Annotated in this window: 23 protein-coding genes; 9 read left to right on the top strand and 14 right to left on the bottom strand. The window is 66.4% G+C overall.

Annotation, left to right across the window (positions count from 1 at the left end; translation table 11 throughout):
• The first annotated feature begins 54 nt into the window (after positions 1–54).
• On the top strand, positions 55–594 hold the full coding sequence (locus CHB74_RS06370) for a shikimate kinase (protein WP_089218793.1): 540 nt from the start codon (positions 55–57) through the stop codon (positions 592–594).
• Positions 591–1691, top strand: coding sequence for a 3-dehydroquinate synthase (gene aroB, locus CHB74_RS06365; RefSeq protein WP_089218792.1), 1101 nt, complete (start codon positions 591–593; stop codon positions 1689–1691). The genes CHB74_RS06370 and aroB overlap by 4 nt, the downstream gene beginning before the upstream one ends.
• A 51-nt stretch (positions 1692–1742) precedes the next feature.
• On the opposite strand, the gene CHB74_RS21935 is transcribed toward aroB, so the two are convergent.
• From CHB74_RS21935 to pgsA, 6 genes are all read right to left on the bottom strand, one after another.
• Positions 1743–2174 (bottom strand): SRPBCC family protein, encoded by a 432-nt coding sequence (locus CHB74_RS21935; RefSeq protein ID WP_179220739.1) that lies wholly within the window; start codon positions 2172–2174, stop codon positions 1743–1745.
• 157 nt (positions 2175–2331) lie between these two features.
• Positions 2332–3081, bottom strand: a complete 750-nt coding sequence (locus CHB74_RS06355) for an anti-sigma factor (RefSeq protein WP_089218790.1) — start codon at positions 3079–3081, stop codon at positions 2332–2334.
• Positions 3074–3622 (bottom strand): sigma-70 family RNA polymerase sigma factor, encoded by a 549-nt coding sequence (locus tag CHB74_RS06350; protein ID WP_089218789.1) that lies wholly within the window; start codon positions 3620–3622, stop codon positions 3074–3076. The genes CHB74_RS06355 and CHB74_RS06350 overlap by 8 nt, the downstream gene beginning before the upstream one ends.
• Positions 3619–4074: a molybdenum cofactor biosynthesis protein MoaE gene (locus CHB74_RS06345; protein ID WP_089218932.1), complete on the bottom strand. Its 456-nt coding sequence runs from the start codon at positions 4072–4074 to the stop codon at positions 3619–3621. The genes CHB74_RS06350 and CHB74_RS06345 overlap by 4 nt, the downstream gene beginning before the upstream one ends.
• A complete protein-coding gene (moaD, locus tag CHB74_RS06340) occupies positions 4071–4343 on the bottom strand; it encodes a molybdopterin converting factor subunit 1 (protein WP_089218788.1) in 273 nt (90 codons plus the stop codon). The genes CHB74_RS06345 and moaD overlap by 4 nt, the downstream gene beginning before the upstream one ends.
• A 4-nt stretch (positions 4344–4347) precedes the next feature.
• Positions 4348–4896, bottom strand: coding sequence for a CDP-diacylglycerol--glycerol-3-phosphate 3-phosphatidyltransferase (gene pgsA, locus CHB74_RS06335; protein ID WP_089218787.1), 549 nt, complete (start codon positions 4894–4896; stop codon positions 4348–4350).
• A gap of 142 nt (positions 4897–5038) precedes the next feature.
• Between pgsA and CHB74_RS06330 the strand changes: the two genes are divergently transcribed.
• Positions 5039–6313, top strand: coding sequence for an MFS transporter (locus CHB74_RS06330; protein ID WP_089218786.1), 1275 nt, complete (start codon positions 5039–5041; stop codon positions 6311–6313).
• Positions 6314–6378: 65 nt separating this feature from the next.
• Here CHB74_RS06330 and CHB74_RS06325 read toward each other — a convergent pair whose 3' ends face one another.
• The 4 genes from CHB74_RS06325 to CHB74_RS06310 form a co-directional block, all read right to left on the bottom strand.
• Positions 6379–6564, bottom strand: coding sequence for a hypothetical protein (locus tag CHB74_RS06325; RefSeq protein ID WP_089218785.1), 186 nt, complete (start codon positions 6562–6564; stop codon positions 6379–6381).
• 76 nt (positions 6565–6640) lie between these two features.
• A complete protein-coding gene (locus CHB74_RS21930) occupies positions 6641–7132 on the bottom strand; it encodes a hypothetical protein (RefSeq protein WP_179220738.1) in 492 nt (163 codons plus the stop codon).
• Positions 7133–7211: 79 nt separating this feature from the next.
• Positions 7212–8486 (bottom strand): SAM-dependent methyltransferase, encoded by a 1275-nt coding sequence (locus CHB74_RS06315; protein ID WP_089218784.1) that lies wholly within the window; start codon positions 8484–8486, stop codon positions 7212–7214.
• A gap of 76 nt (positions 8487–8562) precedes the next feature.
• Positions 8563–9945: a cryptochrome/photolyase family protein gene (locus CHB74_RS06310; protein WP_089218931.1), complete on the bottom strand. Its 1383-nt coding sequence runs from the start codon at positions 9943–9945 to the stop codon at positions 8563–8565.
• A 137-nt stretch (positions 9946–10082) separates the two neighbouring features.
• On the opposite strand from CHB74_RS06310, the gene CHB74_RS06305 reads away from it, so the two are divergent.
• On the top strand, positions 10083–10289 hold the full coding sequence (locus tag CHB74_RS06305; RefSeq protein ID WP_089218783.1) for a hypothetical protein: 207 nt from the start codon (positions 10083–10085) through the stop codon (positions 10287–10289).
• Positions 10290–10311: 22 nt separating this feature from the next.
• Here the strand turns inward: CHB74_RS06305 and CHB74_RS06300 are convergent, their stop codons facing one another.
• The 3 genes from CHB74_RS06300 to CHB74_RS06290 all read right to left on the bottom strand — a co-directional run bounded on the left by CHB74_RS06300 (position 10312) and on the right by CHB74_RS06290 (position 14203).
• Positions 10312–11346, bottom strand: coding sequence for a 2-oxoacid:ferredoxin oxidoreductase subunit beta (locus CHB74_RS06300; RefSeq protein ID WP_089218782.1), 1035 nt, complete (start codon positions 11344–11346; stop codon positions 10312–10314).
• Positions 11343–13217 (bottom strand): 2-oxoacid:acceptor oxidoreductase subunit alpha, encoded by a 1875-nt coding sequence (locus CHB74_RS06295; protein WP_089218781.1) that lies wholly within the window; start codon positions 13215–13217, stop codon positions 11343–11345. Before CHB74_RS06295 ends, CHB74_RS06300 begins: the two co-directional genes overlap by 4 nt.
• 74 nt (positions 13218–13291) lie before the next feature.
• A complete protein-coding gene (locus tag CHB74_RS06290; RefSeq protein ID WP_089218780.1) occupies positions 13292–14203 on the bottom strand; it encodes a histone deacetylase family protein in 912 nt (303 codons plus the stop codon).
• Positions 14204–14283: 80 nt separating this feature from the next.
• Between CHB74_RS06290 and CHB74_RS06285 the strand changes: the two genes are divergently transcribed.
• From CHB74_RS06285 to CHB74_RS06265, 5 genes are all read left to right on the top strand, one after another.
• Positions 14284–15261, top strand: coding sequence for an alpha/beta hydrolase (locus CHB74_RS06285; RefSeq protein ID WP_089218779.1), 978 nt, complete (start codon positions 14284–14286; stop codon positions 15259–15261).
• Positions 15258–15731, top strand: a complete 474-nt coding sequence (locus tag CHB74_RS06280) for an RNA pyrophosphohydrolase (protein WP_089218778.1) — start codon at positions 15258–15260, stop codon at positions 15729–15731. The genes CHB74_RS06285 and CHB74_RS06280 overlap by 4 nt, the downstream gene beginning before the upstream one ends.
• Positions 15732–15767: 36 nt before the next feature.
• Positions 15768–16796, top strand: a complete 1029-nt coding sequence (locus CHB74_RS06275) for a DUF481 domain-containing protein (RefSeq protein WP_089218777.1) — start codon at positions 15768–15770, stop codon at positions 16794–16796.
• A 233-nt stretch (positions 16797–17029) separates the two neighbouring features.
• Entirely contained in the window at positions 17030–18007 is a 978-nt protein-coding gene (locus CHB74_RS06270) for a metallophosphoesterase family protein (RefSeq protein ID WP_245842679.1), read from the top strand.
• Positions 18008–18090: 83 nt separating this feature from the next.
• Positions 18091–20451: a TonB-dependent receptor gene (locus tag CHB74_RS06265; protein WP_089218775.1), complete on the top strand. Its 2361-nt coding sequence runs from the start codon at positions 18091–18093 to the stop codon at positions 20449–20451.
• A 37-nt stretch (positions 20452–20488) separates the two neighbouring features.
• On the opposite strand, the gene CHB74_RS06260 is transcribed toward CHB74_RS06265, so the two are convergent.
• Positions 20489–21262: an SDR family oxidoreductase gene (locus CHB74_RS06260; RefSeq protein WP_089218774.1), complete on the bottom strand. Its 774-nt coding sequence runs from the start codon at positions 21260–21262 to the stop codon at positions 20489–20491.
• Positions 21263–21281: the final 19 nt, after the last annotated feature.

Below are 21281 nucleotides of genomic sequence, written 5' to 3'. Positions count from 1 at the left end.
TGGCGCCACACGGCTTTTGCCCGATGCTGTTGCCCTGTGTATAGCCCCCGCACAATGCCGCATACCCTCCATTCTTCCCATCCTGTCCTGAGCCGGCCGATCGTGCTTGTCGGCCTGATGGGATCGGGCAAATCCACCGTCGGCCGCCGGCTGGCGTCGCGCCTGCACCTGCCCTTCGTCGACGCCGATCATGAAATCGAGGTGGCGGCGGGGCTGTCGATTCCCGAAATCTTCGCGCGATTCGGCGAAGGCCATTTCCGCGACGGCGAACGCCGCGTGATCGCCCGGCTGATCGACGGCGAACCCAAGGTGGTGGCAACGGGGGGCGGCGCCTTCATGCAGGATGAAACCCGCCAGCTCATTCTCGACAAGGCGACCGCCGTGTGGCTCGACGCCGATATCGAGGTGCTGGTCGATCGCGTCGGCCGCCGCGAAGGCCGCCCGCTGCTCAAGGACCGCGATCCGCACGAGGCGCTGAGCGAACTCGCCGCCATCCGCAACCCGGTCTACGCGCTGGCGCCGATCCGCGTCCGCAGCCAGCCGCTGCCGCACGACGCCACGGTCGACGCCATATTGCGGGCCCTCAACCTGTGAGCCGGGTCGACGTTGCCCTGGGCGAGCGCAGCTACGCCATCGACATCGCGGCGGGCACGCTCGACCGCGCGGGCGATCTGCTCCGCCCCTTCGCCAAGCGCGGCCGCTTCGCGATCGTCACCGACGCCAGCGTGGCGGCGGCGCAATTGCCCCGCCTCGTCGCCAGCCTCGATGCCGCCGGCATCGGCCATGACGCGATCGTCCTGCCGGCGGGCGAGGCGACCAAGAGCTGGGCCCATCTCGAAACGCTCACCGATCGCCTGCTCGAACTCGAAATCGAACGCAGCGACAACATTATCGCGCTGGGCGGTGGCGTGATCGGCGATCTTACCGGCTTCGCCGCCTCGATCCTGAAGCGCGGCTGCGGTTTCGTGCAGGTGCCGACGACGCTGCTGTCGCAGGTCGATTCGTCGGTCGGCGGCAAGACGGCGATCAACAGCCGCGCCGGCAAGAACCTGATCGGCAGCTTCCACCAGCCGGCTTATGTGCTGATCGATCCGACCACGCTCGACACGCTGCCGGCCCGCGAGGTGCGCGCCGGCTATGCCGAGGTCGTGAAATATGGCCTGATCGACGATGCCGGCTTCTTCGGCTGGTGCGAAGCGAACGGCGCCGCGCTGCTGGCGGGCGATGCCGCCGCGCGGGAATATGCCATCGAACGCAGCGTCGCCGCCAAGGCCGCGATCGTCGCCGATGATGAGCGCGAGACGAGCGGCCGCCGTGCGCTGCTCAATCTCGGCCACACCTTCGGCCATGCGCTCGAAGCCGAAACCGGATTTTCCGATCGCCTGCTGCACGGCGAAGGCGTCGCCGCCGGTATGGCGCTGGCCTTCGCCTTTTCGGCGCGGCAGGGCCTGTGCCCGGCCGAGGACGCGGCCCGCGTCGCCGCGCATCTCACCGCCGCCGGGTTGCCCGCATCGCTGAAGGCGGCCGGCGTCGATGCACCGGGCGCCGCGCTCGTCGCGCATATGATGCATGACAAGAAGATGGCGGGCGGTCGCCTGCCCTTCCTGCTCGCGCGCGGCATCGGCCAGACCTTCCTCGCCAAGGATGTCGATCTGGCCGAGGTGGCCGCCTTCCTCGACGAGGTTCGCTGAGGAAGGCCGCATCGCTCCCCGCCCTTCCGGCGCGGGGAGCAGGGTATCGGTTCAGCCCTGGCTCAAATGGGCCTGCAGCGCATCGAGCATCTGGTTATAGGCGCCGGCCAGGATTTCCGCCGCCTGATCGCCGGTGAAATCGCCCGTGGCGACGCCAACCGCGCTCCAGTGCACGCGGCAGCCATTGTCGCCGATCGGCGACAGTTCGACGACCGCGCGATAATCGGTGATCGGCATCGGCAGGCCGCGCGGGATGGTGTAGCTAAAGCGGTGGGCGTCGTTGTCGATCGCTTCGAGCACTTCGTCGATCGGCTCCATGCCCGGCATGTGGATCCGCCGGATCATGCCCGGCCCATCGCCGATCTTGTCGACCTGAACGCCCGGCGCGGCCCAGCCGATATTGCCGAAATCGCCCAGCACGGCCCACACCTTGGCCGGCGCAAAGGCGTAGTCGCGTTCCAGCTTCAGATTCATGTTCTTCATGAAAGCATCCCATCCATCTTGTGCTGGGGCAGGACATAGCCTGCGGGATGCCGGGCGGAACCTGCCGCCACCCCCACGATGCGGCGCCAGCGTCACAAAATGGCCGGCTGCATTGGCTTGGCCCGGATTGCCGGTTCCGCGCGACCGCGGACGCGGCTCAGGTGCCCGAAACCTGCCGCACCTTGCCCGTATACATGATCGTGCCGGTCGGCTTGCCCGCCGGTGCACCGCCTTCGGGTTCGACGCTGATCGCGAACATGCTGTCATCCAGCTTGTCGCGATTGCGCATTGCATCGCCCAGCATCATCGCCTTTTCCATGTCGCCTTCGACAAGGCCCATGGATTTCGGCGCGCGGCCACCGCCGATATACCAGAGTTCCAGGCTCTTCTTCTGCGGCGGGGTAAGGCCGATCGCGCGCACCACCGCCTTGCCGGTTTCGGGATCGAGCGTGATCAGCAGCGCCGGCTCCGCCCCCTCGCGCGTGACCGCCGAAACATAGGTCGGCATCTCGGCGGACGCGGCGGCGATCGGTGGGGCGGCATCAGGCACGGCGTGCCGGCCCGGTGTGAACGCCACGCCGGCGAGCACGAGCGCGGCCAGCGATGCCGCCACCGCGCCGCTGCGCCACCAGGGCGAAACCCGGTTGTCGTTGACGGCAAGAATCTCGGCCGGCACCACCGGCTCGATCAGGCCGATGCGTTCCTCGATCGCGGGCCACAGATGCGCGGGCGGTGGCACTTCGCGGGCCGCCGTGCCCAGCGGGCCCAGCCGCATACGCCATTCGGTCACCGCCTGCGCGGCCGCCGGATCGTCCGCCATCCGCCGCACGAACGCCTCGCGCTCGGCCGGGTCGAGCGTGCCGAGCACATATTCGCCGGCGACGACGATCAGTTGTTCCTCATCCACGGCCCAGGCACCCCCTCAGCGCCAGCAGGCCACGGCTGAGCCACGACTTGATCGTGCCCACCGGCCGATCGAAGCGTTCGGCCAGCTCGTCACGCGACGCGCCGTCGATATAGGCCAGCAGAATGCAGTCGCGATGTTCGGGGTTGAGCCCGTCGAGGCACTGGCGCAGCGCCGCCACCTCGTCCGCATCGGGGCGCTCGTCGACGATGCCGGCCAGTTCTTCGGGATCCACGTCGACGATGCGCCGCCGCCCGGCCGACATGCCCTGCCGCACGACATCGAGCGCACGGTTGCGCGCGATCGCCGCCAGCCATGTGACGGGCCGGCCACGGGCGAGATCATAGCCCTGCGCCGCGTGCCACACGCGGACATAGACGTCCTGCAGAACATCCTCGGCTTTGCCTCCTTCGGGCAAGATACGCAGGATCACGCCATAGAGTTTCGCCGACGTGCGGCGGTAGAGTTCGCCGAATGCCTGCCGGTCGCCGGCCGCCGTGGCGGCGATCAGCGCCTCCAGCGGTGCTTCCACGCTCCCGCTCATGCCTTCGCCTCCCTGCCCCAGCGCGACGCCGCCGCATCGTCGGCCGCGCGCGGCTCGACCCAGATTTCGCGGCCATCGGCATAACGCTCGCGCTTCCAGAAGGGCGCCGCCGTCTTCAGCCAGTCGATCAGGAAATGGCACGCCTCCAGCGCCGCCGCGCGGTGGGACGATGCGGTGCCGACGAACACGATCCGCTCACCGGGCACCAACGGGCCGTGGCGGTGGATCAGGGTCAGCCCCAGCAGCGGCCAGCGCGCCTCCGCCTCGTCGGCGATCCGCGCCATCGCCCGCGCCGTCATCGCGGGATAATGCTCCAGCGTCATGTCGGTCAGCCCGCCATCGCCGCGGACCAGCCCGGTGAAGCTCGCCACCGCGCCGCCGCCCATGCCTTCCAGCCGCTCCAGCTCGGTGCCCGGATCGAACGGCCCGGTCTGGACGCGGATGTCCCTCATCCCGCGCATCCCGATCCGCCGGTCACCGGCGGGAAGATCGCGATCTCGCGCGCGCCGGCCACCGGCGCATCCAGCGCCACGAATTCCTGGTCGATCGCCGCGCGCAGCCGATCGGGCCGGGCAAAGGCTTCGGCATGGCCGGGCGAACGCGCGCTCAGCCAGGTCACCAGATCGGCGATCGTCCCCACTTCGGCGGGCGGCGTTACCGTTTCGGCATCCGTGCCGATCGCTTCGCGCACCCAGGCGAAATAGAGAATGTCGATCGCCACGGGATCAATCCATGTGCTTCAGGCCGACGCGCAGATAATCCCAGCCGGTGATCAGGGTCAGCGCGGCCGCCGCCCACAGGCAGAACAGCCCCACTTCGTGCACCCACGGCCATTGCGGCACCGCCCCGCCCAGAATCAGCGCGCCCAGCGCGACGAGCTGGAAGGTCGTCTTCCACTTGGCAAGCTGGCTCACCGGCACGGAAACGCGCAGGTCCGCCAGAAATTCGCGCAGGCCCGATACCGCGATCTCGCGCAGCAGGATCACCAGCGCGGCGATCACCGCGATACCGTCGATATCGCGGGTGAACACCAGCATCACGATGACAGCGGCCACCATGATCTTGTCGGCGATCGGATCGAGGAACACGCCCAACTTCGATACGGTGCCGCGCGCGCGGGCGACATAGCCGTCGAAATAGTCGGTCACGCCCATCAGCACATAGAGGACGAAGGCGAGCGCATAATCGTACCAACCCGGTTTCCAGAGCAGAAACACCAGGATCGGCACCGCCAAGATGCGCGAAAGCGTGAGGATATTGGGCAGCGTCAGCATGGTTTCGCATCCGTCTTAGCGTGCTTTTTGCGGCTTGGGGAGTGCGATCGGCATCGAACAATCCGATGCCGACAATGCTTGGACCCGTCATATCCTTGCGTTATGCACGCCGGCGATAAGAACAAGGCGAACCAAGCGCGGCATGCATGCATCGATAAGGCTTCTGGCCAAAAGGCGGTTCCTGCCGCTGTTCGTCACCCAGTTCCTGGGGGCATTCAACGACAACCTGTTCAAGACCGCGATGGTGCTGTTCGTCACCTACGAGGTCTATTCCGATCCGCGCGCCGAATCGGGCTTCAATGCGCTGGCGACGGGGCTGTTCATCCTGCCCTTCTTCCTGCTTTCCGCGCTTTCCGGCCAACTTGCCGACACGCGCGACAAGGCGAAGATCATCCGGCTGGTGAAGACCGCCGAAATCCTGATCATGCTGGTCGGCGCGTCGGGCTTGCTGCTTTCGTCGATCCCGCTGATGCTGGCGGCGGTGCTGGCGATGGGCATCCACTCCACCTTCTTCGGCCCGATCAAATATGCGATCCTGCCGCAGCATCTGGACGAGGATGAGGTGCTGGGCGGTACCGGGCTGGTCGAAGCCGGCACCTATATCGCGATCCTCGCCGGCACGATCATCGCCGGGCTGATGAGCCGCAACGAAATCGCCATCGCCGCAACCGTGCTGGGCGTCGCAGTGCTCGGCTGGCTATCCGGCCGGCAGGTGCCGCCGGCGCCTGCCATGGGCGAAAAGCTGCCGCTCGACTTCCATGTCGTCCGTTCGTCGCTGCACCTCGTCTCCCAGACGATGCACATCCCCCGCCTGTTCCTGGCGATCTGCGCGATCAGCTTCTTCTGGGCGATCGGATCGGTGCTGATCGTGATCTTCCCGCCGCTGGTGAAGAACGTGTTCACGGCCGATGAAACCGTGGCGAGCCTGTTCCTTGCCATCTTCTCGGTCGGCGTCGCGATCGGATCGGTGGCGATCAACCGGCTGCTCGGCGCGCATGTTTCCGCCCGCTTCGCGCCCGTTTCGGTGATCGCGATGGGCGTGGCGGTGCTGTTCATGTTCCATGTCGCCAATGGCTGGCAGGGCCTGCCCGACGGGCAGCTTTACGGCTTCAAGGATTTCATCGCCCACCCCGGCGCGATCGAGGTGTTCGCGGCCTTGTTCGCGGTCGCGGTCAGCGGCGGCATGTTCGTAGTGCCGCTCTACGCCTTCCTGACGACCACCGTGCCCAAGGACCAGACGGCGCGCACGGTGGCGGCGAACAATATCGTCAATTCGGGTGCGATGGTGATCGGATCGCTGGCGATCATGGGGCTCACGTCGATGGGCGTCACCGTGGTGCAGACCTTGCTGCTGGTCGCCGCGATGTGCCTGGTGTCCGCCTGGATCGCCTGGAAGCTCCACAAGGCCTGCGATTAAGGGGCCTGCGACTGAAGGGCCTGCGACTGTAGGAAGGCGCCGCGACCGGCGCCCTCCCCCGCCCCTCAGGCCAGGAACACCGAAAAGAACAGGAAGCCGGCCGCAAAGGTCAGGCCGAACAGCCGCAAATCATCCCGAGGGACGCGGGCCAGCAGCCCGCGCCCCGCCCGGACCTGCGGGCCCAGCCTGTTCCGCAACCGCCGCGCGACGGCGGCGGAGGGACGGGCGAATCCAGTTTGCGCCTCGATCATGTGCAAGGCTTAACGCCTTGATAATCAAAATGTCCCAAGCAGATCATGGTTAATGATCGTCCCGGCCCGGGACTCGTCAGGGCTTGTTGCTATTGCTGTTGCTGGCCTTCGCCCGCGACTTCGCGATCGACTTCTTGACCGATTCCACCAGATCGGCGGATGCCTTGGCGATGGTCTTGCGACCCACCGTCGCGGCCAGCGCCGCGCCGACCACCGCAACCGCGGCGCCAGCGCCGATCGCCACATTGCGCGGCGTTGCCGGCGGCATCCTGGTCTTGACCTGACTGGCCGTCTGCCGGGCCTTGGCCGACGCCGTCTTCGCGAGCGCCGCCACATCCTTCTCGGCCTTGTCGATCGCCGCCTTCGCACGGCTCGCGGCGGTGGCGGGCGCGGCCTTCGGCTTGGCCGCAGCACGCGGCTTCGCCGGGGCCTTGGCTGTGGCCGCCTTGGTAGCAGCGGTCTTGGCGGTCGCGGCCTTGGCGGTGGTGCGCTTCGCGGCCGTGGTGCTGCGCGGTTTGGTCGTGCGGGCAGGCTTGGCGGTGGACTCGTCGGTCGGGGTATCAGCCATCATCGTCTCCCATCTGGAAACCCGGGAAACGAACATATGGCAGCGCTTGCGGTTCCGAAACGAGAAATCGCCGGCCCGATCAGCCGCGCACCAAGGTGATCTGGGCGACATCGATGCCGCCGCCCCGGAAACCGCCTTCGCAGTACATCAGATAATAACGCCACAGTCGCACGAACGCTTCGTCGAAGCCCGCAGGCAGAGCGCCCTTTTCCACCGCCGCGTCGAAGCGCAATCGCCAGCGGCGCAGGGTTTCCGCGTAATGCAGGCCGAAGCGATCGAGCTTCTGCCAGGCCAGCCCCGCCCCCTCGGCAGCGGCGCGAAACCGGCTTTCCGAAATCAGCATGCCACCGGGGAAGATGTAGGTCTGGATGAAATCCGCGCTCGTCGCATAATTGGCGAAGATTGCGTCATCGATGTCGATGAACTGGATCGCGGCCCGCCCGCCCGGCTTCAGCACGCGGGCGATCGCCTCCATATAAGCCGGCCAGTAAGCCTCGCCCACCGCCTCCACCATCTCGACGCTGGCGACCGCGTCGAAGCGATCGGCGACGTCGCGATAATCGGTCAGGCGGAAATCGGCCCGGTCGGACAGCCCCGCTTTCGCCATGCGCGCTTCGGCAAAGGCCTTTTGTTCGGCGGACAGCGTGATGCCGGTGACGTGGACGCCATAATCGCGCGCCGCGACCTCGGCGAGACCGCCCCAGCCGCAGCCGATTTCCAGCAACCGATCGCCCGGCTTCAGCGCCAGCCGATCGAGCAGCCCGCGAATCTTGCGGTCCTGCGCCAGTTCCAGCGGCTCGACGTCCGAAATAGGCTCGGCAAAACGCGCGCTGGAATAGGACATGGTGGCATCCAGCCACGCCGCGTAGAAATCATTGCCCAGATCATAATGGAATTCGATGTTGCGGCGCGCGCCCGAACGGCTGTTGCGGCGCAGCGCATGCTTCACCCAATTGAGCCACCGGCTCAGCCCACGGGCACGCCCCGCCTCGCCCAGCGCGGCACGGTTGCGCATGAACAGATCGAACAGCGGCACCGGATCGGGGCTGCTCCATTCGCGTTCGGCCCAGCCGCGATACCAGCCCACCGAACCCGACGTCATCAGCCGCACCAGCGGCCGCCAGCTATGCAGTTCGACGATGGCGATCGGCCCGTCGGCATGGCCGCCCAGCAACCGGCGCGTCCCATCGGGCAGGACAGCCTCGATCGCGCCGTGTTCCAGCCCTGCATCGATATGATCGAGAACCCGGCGGAAGCCCGGTGCCAGCACGCGCGCAAGCACGCCCGCGCCGGTGGCGAACCCGCGATCGGCGGTCACCAGATGGCGCCCCCGTAACGGTTGCTCTGCGTTCATTTCACCTCCGGCCTTCCAGCCTGCATGTGGGGGGAAGGCGCGGCGGATGCAATCGATCTCTGGCGATATCCGGCGCTTATCCGCGCGAAAATGCAGCCATTGCCGCCAGTGCCCGTTCGCGCCCTTCGCGATGGCCGATCCGCTTCGCCGGATAGGCGGCGGGCGCGCAGCCGGCCTCTTGCGGATCGTGGATCCAGGGCTCTGGCACGTCGCGCAATTCGGGCACCCAGCGGCGGATATAGGCGGCGGCATCGAACTTTTCCGATTGCAGCACCGGCGCCATGATCCGCCCGAACGGGTTGGAATCGAATCCCGTGCCGGCCACCCATTGCCAGTTCACCGCGTTATTGCCGTAATCGGCGTCGACCAGCGTGTCCCAGAACCAGCGTTCGCCGCGCCGCCAGTCGATCAACAGATGCTTGGTCAGGAAGGATGCCGCGATCATCCGCACGCGATTGTGCATCCACCCCGTCGCCCATAATTCGCGCATACCCGCATCGACGATGGGATAGCCGGTCGTCCCCCGCGTCCACGCCACGAAGTCCGCCTGCCCCGCCTCATCCGCCCGCCACGGAAAATCGTCCCACCCCTCGCGCCCGGCGCGGCGGCCATAGCGCGGCATCTGATCCACGATGTTCGCGGTGAAATCCCGCCAGCCGAGCTGGCGCAGAAAGGGCTCGGCCGCTGCCTGCGCCTGCCGCGCGGCGTGGTGCCAGGTCGTCGCCGGTGAAATCTCCCCGAAATGGAGATGCGGCGAAAGGCGCGAGGTGCCGGGCCGCGCGGGCAGGTTGCGGCTGTCGTCATAACCGTCCAGCCGTGGCAGGAACTGGCGGAAGGCCTGCCGCGCGCCCGCCTCGCCCGGCGTCCATTGATCGGCAAAGCCCGCTGCCCAATCGGGCGCGGTCGGCAGCAGATCCCAGTCGGCCAGCCGTTCGCCCTTCGGCAGCCGCGCGGGCGGGCGGATCGCGCCCGGTGCCGGCACGGGACGCTCCGGCGGCATCTGCTGCTTCAGCGCGCGCCAGAAGGGCGTGAACATGCGGTATCGCCCGCCGCCGCCCGTGCGCACGCCATCGGGCGGCGCCAGCGTGCCGCCATCGTGGAGCACAAGGTCGATCCGGCGCCCCAGTTCGCTTTCGGCCAATTGCCACCAGGGTTCATAATGGCGGATCGCGTGGATGCGCGTCGCGCCGGTTTCGCGGGCAAGGCGCGACAGTTCGTCCACCGCATCGCCCCGCCGCAGGATCAGCGGCACGCCGTGTGCGCGCAAGGCCGCGTCCAGCGCCGCCAGGCTGTGGTGCAGCCACCAGCGCTGCGCAGCACCGATCGCCCAGTCGCCGGGCGCCACATCGTCGAGCACATAGACGGGGATCACCGGCCCCTCGCCCACCGCCGCCGCCAGCGCGCGCTGGTCTTCCAGCCGCAGATCCTGTCGGAACCAGAGCAGAACCGGCGCGTCCATCGGGCCGGCATAACCGCTTTTCATTGACGGTCCAGCCCCAGCCGCGGCGAAACCCGCTTATGTCCGCACGCGCCGGATCATGGCATAATCCGCCGCGCCCGGTTCGAATCGGGCAGGCGCCTTGTCAGGAGGCGGGAATGACGATCCCCACCAGGTCGGCGGCAGCTTTTCTGGTCATCGTCGCCGGTTGCAGCGTGCAGCCCACGGCCATGCCACCGATCGCCGACAGCGATACCGAGCGGGATGCGCCGTCGGCCACCGAACGCCAGTCATCGACCGACATCTACACGCCCGCCATGGACAGTCCGGCGCCCGCCGACGCGGAAACCGGCGCCCAGCCCTAGCCGGGCGCCCCGTTGCAGCCGCTCAGGATGCGTGCGGCTGCTTGTCCACCTGCCAGGTCTGCCCCTTGGAAATCAGCTTCTGCAGGTTCGGCGTCTTGCCGGCCGCGGCCGCGACATTCTGTTCCACCACCGCGCGATCGAAGGTCGGGCGCGGATGGTTGAAGATCACGCCGAGCACCACCGGACCGCCATCGCCGGGCGCGAAATCGATCAGCATCTGCGCCAGCCCATGATTGGTCTGATCGTGCACGATCACGCCCGCCGCCTGCCAGTCGCCATCGACAACGTCGACGACGCGCAGGCGCAGCGCCGCCGTATCCATCGCCAGCCCCTTGGCACCGCCGGCGAACAGCACGGGCTGCCCATCTTCCACCCAGATCTGGCTGTCGGCCGATGCCTTCTTTTCGGTGAAGGGATCGAACACGCCGTCATTATAGACGATGCAGTTCTGGTAGATTTCGACGAAGCTCGCGCCCTTGTGGGCGTGGGCCGCCTTCAGCACCGCCGGCAGGTTCTTGTGGGTGTCGATGCCGCGCGCCACGAAGCGCGCGCCCGATCCCAGCGCGAAGCTGCACGGCGAAGCCGGCCGGTCCACCGAACCGAACGGCGTGGACGGAGACCGCGTGCCGACGCGCGAGGTGGGCGAATATTGGCCCTTGGTCAGCCCGTAAATCTCGTTGTTGAACAACAGGATCTGGCAATCGAGATTGCGCCGCAACAGGTGCATCGTGTGGTTGCCGCCGATCGACAGCGCATCGCCGTCGCCGGTGATGATCCACACGTCGAGTTCCGGGTTGGCCAGCTTCACCCCCGTCGCCACCGCCGGCGCACGGCCGTGGATGGTGTGGAAGCCATAGGTTTCCATATAATAAGGGAAGCGTGACGAGCAGCCGATGCCCGATACGAACACGGTGTTTTCCGGCCTCACGCCCAGTTCCGGCATGGTCCGCTGCACCGCCTTCAGGATGGCATAGTCGCCGCAACCCGGGCACCAGCGAACTTCCTGATCGGTTTCCCAATCCTTGGGCGTGGTCTTGATCGTGGTCATCTCGTTCATGCGAGCGCACTCTCGATAGCAGCTTCGATCTCCGCGATGCGGAAGGGCTGGCCGGACACCTTGTTGAGCGGGCGGGCGTCGACCAGATATTGATCACGCAGCACCGTCTTGAGCTGGCCGGTGTTCATTTCCGGCACGATGATCTTGTCATAGCCCTTCAGCAAGGCGCCCAGATTCTTGGGCAGCGGCCAGATGTGGCGGATGTGGATATGGTGCACGTCATGGCCCCGGGCCCGCGCGCGCCGCACCGCCTGATGGATCGGCCCGAAGGTCGATCCCCAGCCGACCAGCACGAGCTGGCCGGTCGTATCGCCCAGCGTCACGTCCTGATCGGGGATATGATCGGCAATGCCGTCCACCTTGGCCTTGCGCAGATCGGTCATCGCCTGGTGATTGGCCGGCGCATAATCGATATGGCCGGTATCGACCTGCTTTTCGATGCCACCGATGCGGTGGATCAGGCCGGGCGTGCCGGGCTTCACCCACGGCCGCGCCAGCTTGTCGTCGCGGCCATAGGGCTTGAACCCGCCTTCGGGCACGCTGTCCAGATATTGCACCGGGAACGGCACATAGCCGCTCATATCCGGCACCTTCCATGGCTCGGCCGCATTGGCGATATAGCCGTCGGTCAGCAGCATCACCGGCGTCATGAACTGGGTGGCGAGGCGGCAGGCCTCGATCGCGCAGTCGAACGCGTCGGCGGGCGAACGCGCGGCGATCACCGGCATCGGCGCATCGCCGTTGCGGCCATAGACCGCCTGATAGAGATCCGACTGCTCGGTCTTGGTGGGCAGGCCCGTCGAAGGGCCGCCGCGCTGCGAATTGACGATGACGAGCGGCAGTTCGGTCATGATCGCCAGTCCCATCGCCTCGCCCTTGAGCGCGATGCCCGGCCCGGACGAGGAGGTGACGCCGAGCGACCCGGCATAGGAGGCGCCGACGGCCGCCGCGATCGCGGCGATCTCGTCCTCCGCCTGGAAGGTGGTGACGCCATATTCCTTCAGCCGCGAAAGATGGTGCAGGATCGCGGATGCCGGCGTGATCGGATAGCCGCCGAAGAACATCTTCACATCGGCCAGTTGCGCCCCGGCGACCAGGCCGAGCGAAATCGATTCCGCGCCCGTGATCGTGCGGTAGAGGCCCGGCTCCGCCGGCGCAGCGGCGATGTGATGCTGCTTCAGCGGGCCCGAAATCTCGGCCGTTTCGCCAAAAGCGTGGCCGGCGTTGAGCGCCGCGATATTGGCTTCGGCCAGGGTCGGCGCCTTGGCGAACTTGTCCTTCAGCCACTGGATCAGCGGCTCGCGATCGCGATCGAACATCCAGAGCGCCAGCCCCAGCGTCCACATATTCTTGCAGCGCAGCGCTTCCTTGTTGCCGAGGCCGAAGGGCTTCACGGCATCCATTGTCAGTTGCGAGATGTTGAAGCTCAGCACCTGCCATTTACCGAGGCTGCCATCGCCCAGCGGCGACACGTCATAGCCGGCCTTGGCAAGGTTGCGGGCGCCGAACTCACCCTCGTCGGCGATGATCAGTCCGCCCGGCTTGAGCACGCCGACATTGGTTTTCAACGCGGCCGGGTTCATCGCGATCAGCACGTCGGGCGCGTCGCCCGCAGTTTCGATCGCAGTCGAACCGAAATTGATCTGGAAGGCCGACACCCCGAACAAAGTACCCTGCGGTGCGCGGATCTCTGCGGGAAAGTCAGGAAAAGTGGCGAGGTCGTTGCCGGCCAGCGCGGTCGAAAGTGTGAACTGACCACCGGTCAATTGCATGCCGTCGCCACTATCCCCGGCAAAGCGAACGACAATCGCTTCTGCTGACGGGTTGGCCTCGGCTTCCTTTGGCGTGAGTTCGTGAACGGCTGTCGCCATAACCCTAGACACCTCAGTTATTTTCGCCTTCTTTCGTAGCTGCCGGTTCCGGGCGTCTCAAAGAAGAAAATACTTTAAGGCAACACGCCCGGCTTGGCCGCTTCGACCAGTGCGATCATAGAACGAACGTGGCGTCGCGCCACCTCCATCCTGTCCTCCCCATATCCGCCGCCCAGCACGCTGGCCAACGGCACTCCTCTCTCGCATGCTGCACGCATGACGCAGGCGTCGCGCGCAGCAAGGCCGGAGTCGGTCAAAGCGAGCCGGCCCAGCCTGTCATCAATGTGGGGATCGACACCCGCCTGGTAAAGTATCAGTTCCGGCCCGAATTGTGCGATGGCGCCGGGAAGTGCGGCCTGCAGCATGGCCAGATATTCCGCGTCGCCGGTGCCGTCCGCCAGCCCGATATCAAGCGACGACCGCGCCTTGCGCACCGGGAAGTTCCTGTCCGCATGGATGGAAAGCGTGAACACGTCCTCCCGCCCCGCCATCAGCGCCGCCGTGCCATCGCCCTGATGGACGTCGAGATCGACGATCATCACCCGCCTGACATCACCCTCCGCGATCAGCCGGTGCGCGGCGACGGCCAGATCGTTGAACACGCAATATCCCGCCCCGCTGTCCGCCAGCGCATGATGGCTGCCGCCGGCACTGTTGGCGGCATAGCCATGTTCGAGCGCCAGTTTCGCGGCCAGCCAGGTGCCCCCCGGCGCCAGTTGCGCGCGCATCGCCACGAAGGGCGTCACCGGAAACCCGATCCGCCTTTCCTTGTGCGCGGGCACCTCGGCGGCGATCACCTCGTCCACATAATCCGGGTCGTGCACCGCCGCGATCCATTCGCGCGGCATCGGCGCGGGTTCGTGGCGAACGAAGGGCACGCCCTCCTCCATCAGCGCGTCCATCACCAGCCGATATTTGTCGAACGCGAACCGGCTGCCCGGCGCTGCGGGTGGCACATAGCCGGGATGGTGCACGACATGGAGCATTTGGCCGGAAACATAGGCGATCGGCTCGACTTCGTCAGCCAGCCGGCTAAATCAGGCAGGCTTGCAAGGAGGCCCGCCGCATGACCGATCATTTCGTCCGACCCGATGTCCGCGCCATGCTCGATTATGTCGCGACGGCGGGCGCGCCGAAGCTGCACGAGATGGAACTGGCGATGGCGCGGCAGATGGTGGCGGCCGGGCGCGATCTGCTCGATCTGCCGGTCGGGCCGCTCGCGGTGATCCGCGATCTCGCGATCCCCGGCCCCGGCGGCGCCCCTATTCCGGCGCGGCTCTATGATGCGCGGGGCGAGCGCGAGGCGGGCCCCGTCCTCGTTTATTATCATGGCGGCGGCTTCGTCGTCGGCGGGCTCGACAGCCACGAACCGATCTGCGCCGAAATCGCCCGCGCGCTCGATCTGCCGGTCGTCTCGGTCGATTACCGGCTGGCCCCGGAAAACCCCTGGCCGGCCGCGCCCGAGGATTGCGAGGCGGCCGCGCGCTGGATCGCCGCCAGCCCGGCGGAACTCGGCCGCACGGCAACGGGCCTCGTCCTCGCCGGCGACAGCGCGGGCGGCACGCTCACCATCGTTACCACGCTGGCGCTCCGCGATGCCCCCGCCGCCGTGCCGGTGATCGCGCAATGGCCCATCTATCCGGCGCCGGACCCCGCCGGAAAATATCATTCCTATCGCGATTTCGCCGATGGCTTCTTCCTCGACGCGGCGGCGATGAACTGGTTTCACGAAAGCTATGCGGCCGATTATGCCGATTGGCGCGCCTCGCCGCTCAAGGCCGATCATGCCGGCACCCCGCCGACGCTGATCGTCACGGCCAGCCTCGATCCGCTGCGCGATTCCGGGCGGGCCTATGCGGCCGCGCTGGTCAAGGCCGGCGTGCCGACCATCTATCGCGAGGCCACGGGCAACATCCACGGCTTCCTGAACATGCGCAAGGCGATCCCGTCGTCCGTCGCCGATCTCGCCGGCTGTCTGCTGGCGCTGAAGGCGATCATCGTCGAGGCCGACGCCGCAGCCGCGCTCAAGGAGGCAGCGGAATGAGCCAGCACGACCTTCCCTATCGCGACGCCGCTGCCGTGATGCTGCTCAATGCCGAGAACAAGGTGTTCGTGGCGCTGCGCATCGATAACAAGGCCGATGCCTGGCAGATGCCGCAGGGCGGGCTCGACGATGGCGAGGATCCGCAAGCCGGCATGCTGCGCGAGCTGGAGGAAGAAACCGGCATCCGTCCCGATCTGGTCGAGCTGATCGCACCGGCCCGCCGCGTCATGTTCTACGATCTGCCCGCCGATCTGGTCGGCAAGGTGTGGAAGGGCAAATATCGCGGCCAGCGCCAGCACTGGTTCCTCGCGCGCTTCCTCGGCACCGACGCCGACGTCAATCTCGACACGGCCGAACCCGAATTTCGCGGCTGGCGGTGGGCCGAACCGGCTGAGCTGCCGCGGCTGATCGTGCCGTTCAAGCGCCGTCTATATGAGGATGTGCTAGAGGAATTCGCCGAATATCTCTGACTCTTGCTGAATACCCGGCCCGACGGAAGGACCGCGATGATTTCCCTAGTTGCCTTTGCTTTGCTGGCTGCCGATGGCGAGCCACCTCTGGTCGCGCCCGAGCCGCCGGCGCTCGATGCGATCGAGTTCGAACTCGCGCCGATCGTCTATGCGGCACCGCCGCCGCCGCGCCCGCTGCCGATGCCCCGCATCGAGGTGGAGGCGCCCAGCGGCCTGCCCCCGCACGTCCGCTCGATGCTGGACGCCGCCATTGCCAGCGGCGACGCCCAGGCCGTCGCCACCGTCACCAAGCTCGCCAAGCAGACCGCGCCATGGGCCGCGCGTGATGCCGAAAAGCTGCGCGACGGGTTCAACAACCGCATCGCCGAACAGAAGGCGCTGGCCGAACGCCAGCGGCACGATCGCATCAAGGCCGCCAGCTTCTTCGACGGGTGGAGCGGCGAACTGGAATTCGGGGCCTCGCGCGCCACCGGCAACACCCGCACGCTCGGCCTCTATGGCGCCGCCAAGGGCGAGCGCGAGGGGCTGCGCGTCCGCCACCGCTTCAACGGCCGCGCCGACGTGCAGGAAACCAACAACGAAACCACCACCGAACGCTGGCTGCTCGCCTATCAGCCCAATTTCAAGTTCGACGACCGGCTCTATGCCTATGGCCTCGGCCAATATGAGCATGATCGCTTCCTGGGCTATGACAGCCGCTACACGCTGGGCGGCGGTTTCGGTTACACGGTATTCACCGGCCCCCGGCTCAAGCTCGACATCGAAGGCGGCCCGGCGCTGCGTTACACCGATTTCGTCGACGAAAGTGATGAGACCACGGTCGCCGGCCGCGCCTCGATCGCGCTGAAATGGGCGATCTCGCCCACTGCCAGCCTCAATCAGGATGCGGCGGTCTATGTGGAATCGGGCAACACCAACGCCAGTTCCACGATCGCGCTCGACGCCAAATTGTTCGGGCCTTTGCGAACGCGCATCTCCTACAATATCCGCTATGAGCGCGATGCCCCGGTGGATCGCGATCCGGTCGACACGCTGAGCCGCGCGACCTTGGTCTATACATTCTGACCACCCGGCCAACTTCATAGAAAGCGACACATTTACGACAAGGTGACCGGCCAGCCCGGCCGGCAAATGACCCTCTCGCGCTCGCCCCGTGAATTACGATACACGAGGTCCAATAATAAAGAGCGAGCATCTGCATGTTCGGATCCCGGAGAGAGTTGCGCAAAATGCAATGGGGCATTGCGCGAAGGGCCAGTTTGCGCATTTCGGCCATTTCGGCCCTAATCGCGTCGGGCATGGCCCTTGCCGCCCCTGCGGACGGTGGTTTCGTCGGCGGCCCGAAAGGGCCGGCTCCGTGGACGAAGGCCCCGTCCGCCGAGCCGCAGACGCTGCGTTTCGCCGTCATCGGCGATCGCACCGGCCTCGCCCGGCCGGGCGTTTTCGAACAGGCGATCAAGCAGGTCGATCTGCTCCAGCCCGAATTCCTGATCAATGTCGGCGATCTGATCGAAGGCTATACCGGCGACACGGCCGAACTTGCCCGCGAATGGGGCGAGATGGAAAGCGCCATCGGCCAGCTCCGCGCGCCATTCTTCTACGTGGCCGGCAACCACGACATCGGCAACGATCTGATGCTCAACGCGTGGAAGGCGAAGCGCGGCGAGCCTTATTATCAGTTCGTCTACAAGGACGTGCTGTTCCTCGTGCTCGATACCGAGGATCCCCCGCGCGACATGCCATCCGCTTTCGCCAAGCAGTTCCACCAGATGGCGGCCGGCATGAAGACCGATCCGGTGGCGACCGAAAAGGCGCTCGCGCAGTTCCTCGGCGGGGTGAATGCCGATCGCGCCAAGGGCAATCCCACCGATCCCGAAATGGCGGCGCTGTCGCTGGCCCGGTTCAGCCCGAAACAGGTCGATTTCGCGCTCAAGGCGATCGCCGATCACCCGCAGGTCCGCTGGACGTTCGTGCTGATGCACAAGCCGGCGTGGAAGCTGAAATCGGCCGAATTCGCCAAGATCGAAGCGGCGCTCGGCGGGCGCCCCTATACGGTGATCGCCGGGCACAACCATTATTACACGCACGAACAGCGCAACGGCCGCGATTATATCACCATGGGCACGGCGGGCGCGATCTCGCACGAACATGGCACGGGCGAAATGGATCATATCGCCTGGGTCACCCTGCGCGACGCCGCGCCGGATATCGCCCTCATCAAGCTGAACGGCCTGCTCGATCGCACTGGCACCAGCGGCCAGACGCTCGCGCGCTGACCTTCGTCCTTCGTCGCACCCACAATCCACAACAGGCCGGATCAACCGGCGAAAAATAAACGGATCATCAGGAGAGGAGCATCATGAAGTTCACTTATCTGGCGGCCGCCTCGGCGATCGCGATCACCGCCTTGCAAGCAACGCCGGCGCTCGCCCAGGAAGCGGCGCAGGACGCCGTGTCGTCGGGCGGCCTTGAGGACATCGTCGTCACCGCCCAGCGGCGCGAGGAAAACCTGCAGAACGTGCCCGTCGCCGTGACCGCGATGAACACCGAGGCGCTGGATCAGGCCCGCATCGTCAACGTCCAGAATCTCAGCGGCTACGCGCCCAGCCTTCAGATCACCACGCAGGGCATCGCCTCGATCCCGACGCTGCAGGTGCGCGGCATCACCTCGGGCACGTCGGATAACGCCGTCGATCCCAAGGTCGGCATCTATCTCGACGGCGTCTATATCGGCCGTTCGGTCGGCGCGATCTTCGACCTTGCCGATCTGGCCCGCGTCGAAGTGCTGCGCGGTCCGCAGGGCACGTTGTTCGGCCGTAACTCCACCGGCGGCGCGATCAGCCTCGTCTCGGCGGCGCCGTCGGGCGAATTCGGCCTGCGCCAGCAGCTCTCCTACGGCAATTACGATGCCTTCCGGTCGCGCACCGTGCTCGATCTGCCGGCCTTCGGCCCGCTCAGCGTCAAGCTTTCCTACCTGCATGACGAATTTGGCGGCGACACCGACAATCTGATCGGCGGCAAGACCCTCGATCTGCGCCTGCGCCGCCCGGAATTCGGCGTGCTGAAATATGCCGACAAGCTGGGCTACCGGAATGTCGATGCCTTCCAGGTCGCCGCCCGGCTCGATCTGTCGGACGATCTGACCGTCGACTATCGCTTCGATTATACCGACAGCAAGACGGTCGGCCGCGCCGTGCAGCTGCTCGGGCCGACGGGTGACTCGACCGGCCAGCTGGCCGCCGGCATCCTCGCGCTGCAGCCGCTGAACGGCGGCATCACCAACCTCGGCAAGAAGCGCATGGACGCCGTCGCCAATGCGACGAGCCTCGAACCGCTGACCGTGGAAGGCCACAACGTCACGGTCGAATGGGGCGTGAACGACATCCTGACGGTGAAGAGCATCACCGCCTATCGCAAGTTCAAGCAGAAGCCCCAGATCTTCGATCTCGGTTCGACCGGCGGCCTGAAGCTGAGCCCCGGTCAGCTCGGCGCCATGCTGACGGGCGGCGACGTTCTCGCCGCACCGCTGCCCGGCCCGAATGACAGCTTCTTCACGCTGATGACCGCGCGTTCGACCAGCCAGAAGCAGTTCACCGAGGAGATGCAGTTCATCTTCAACTGGGACAGCTTCGATCTCACCTCGGGCGTGTTCTACTTCCACGAAAATTCGCCGGCCACCAACGTGCTCGGCATCTTCCAGCCGGTCGTCAACGGCGTGGTCATTCCGACCCCGCTGGACAATGTTTTCGGCAGCGGCGTCACCGAAACGCGGGCGATCAACGATTCGATGGCGGGTTATGGCCAGCTTACCTGGCATGCGACCGATCAGCTCGATATCGCGGTCGGCCTGCGCTACACGATCGACGATCGCGCGACCGATCTGATCAGCGCCACGGCGGCGTCGTCGGGCGGCAATCTGGTTCCCGGCCGCACCTACAAGACCAGCTATGAGAAGCTGAACTATACGGGCATCATCACCTATCGCCCGACCGACGACATCACCACCTATGCGAAGATCGCATCGGGCTATGTCGCCGGCGGCATTCTGGGTGCCATTCCCTACGGCCCGGAAACGCTGGTCAGCTACGAACTCGGCCTGAAATCGCAGCTGTTCGACAACCGCCTGCGCGCCAATTTCGCCGCTTATTATTCGGACTATAAGGATCTGCAGGTGCAGACCTTCGTCGGCGGCGTCCAGCGCTTCGAAAATGCCGGCAAGGCCCGGATCTGGGGTCTCGAAGGCGAATTCCAGGCTGCCCCGGTCGATGGCCTGACGATCGACGCGAACTTCAGCTACACGAACGTCAAGTATAAGGAATATATGCAGAACGGCGTGAACGTCGCCGATATCGTCAACATCATCTACACGCCGAAATGGACGGCCCGCCTGGGCGGCCAGTATGATTTCTTCGAACTGGCCAATGGCGGCAACTTCTTCGTCAACGTCGACGCCCGCTATCGTTCGGGCACGCCGCTGACCGCCTTCCCGACCGGCCGTCCGGGCCTGGACGAGCTGGCCTATGCGAAGAAGTATATCCTGACTGACGCGCGCGCCGGCATCGCCAACCTGCCGATCGCGGGCACCGAGGTCGGCATCTCGCTCTACGGCAAGAACCTGTTCGACGTGGATCGGGGCACCTTCGGCCCGACCGCGATCAACCAGGTCATCGTGCCCGATCTCGGCCGCACCTACGGCGTCGAGGCGACGCTGAAGTTCTGATGATGCTCCGGGCTGGCGCTTCCCCGTTGGGGCGGCGTCAGCCCATAATCATGTCGGGGGTGCGCCAGCCGAGATGCTGGCCCGCATCCACGGCGATCAACTGCCCCGTTACCGAAGGCGCCGTCGCCAGGAACAGCACGGCATCGGCAATCTCGTCGGGCGCGCTGGGGCGTTCCAGCAACGTCCCCGCCGCCTCGCGGGCAAAGCTGTCCTCATCCTGATGGCACGACGCCAGCACCGGGCCGGGGGCCACGCCATTGACGCGGATCGCCGGCGCCAGCGCCTGCGCCATCATCTGCGTCGCCGTCCACAGCGCGGATTTGGTGAGCGCGTAGGAAAAGAACAGCGGATTGGGGCGAAGCACCCGCTGGTCGAGCAGGTTCACGATCGCCGCGCCCTCGCCGGCCTGCGCGGCAAAGGCTTCCGCCAGCACCACCGGCGCCCGGAGATTGACCGCGAAATGACGATCCCACCCCTCGCGATCCAGCCCGCCAAAGCGATCATCCTCGAACAGCGAGGCATTGTTGACCAGCAGGCGCAGCGGCCCCAGCGCCTCCGCCGCCCGCGCGACGAGCGTGGCGACCGCCGTCTCGTCGGCCAGATCGGCGGGCAGCACCACCGCGCGCGCGCCGGCAACTTCAGCCGCGCGGGCCACGGTTTCGGCCTCTTCGACGGCGTGGCCGCAATGGATCGCGACGTCCCAGCCCGCCGCCACCAGTTTCAGCGCGATGGCGCGGCCGATGCGCCGTCCGGCGCCGGTGACAAGAGCTGCGGGGCGGGGCGATTGCGGGGTTTTCAGGGCGTTCTCCATGGGCTTCTGTTAAGCCAAA

Source organism: Edaphosphingomonas laterariae, assembly GCF_900188165.1.
In the GTDB taxonomy this organism is placed as follows: domain Bacteria; phylum Pseudomonadota; class Alphaproteobacteria; order Sphingomonadales; family Sphingomonadaceae; genus Sphingomonas_E; species Sphingomonas_E laterariae.
The sequence above is the reverse complement of the archived record's forward strand: the minus strand, read 5'-3'. Positions and strand labels throughout refer to the sequence as shown.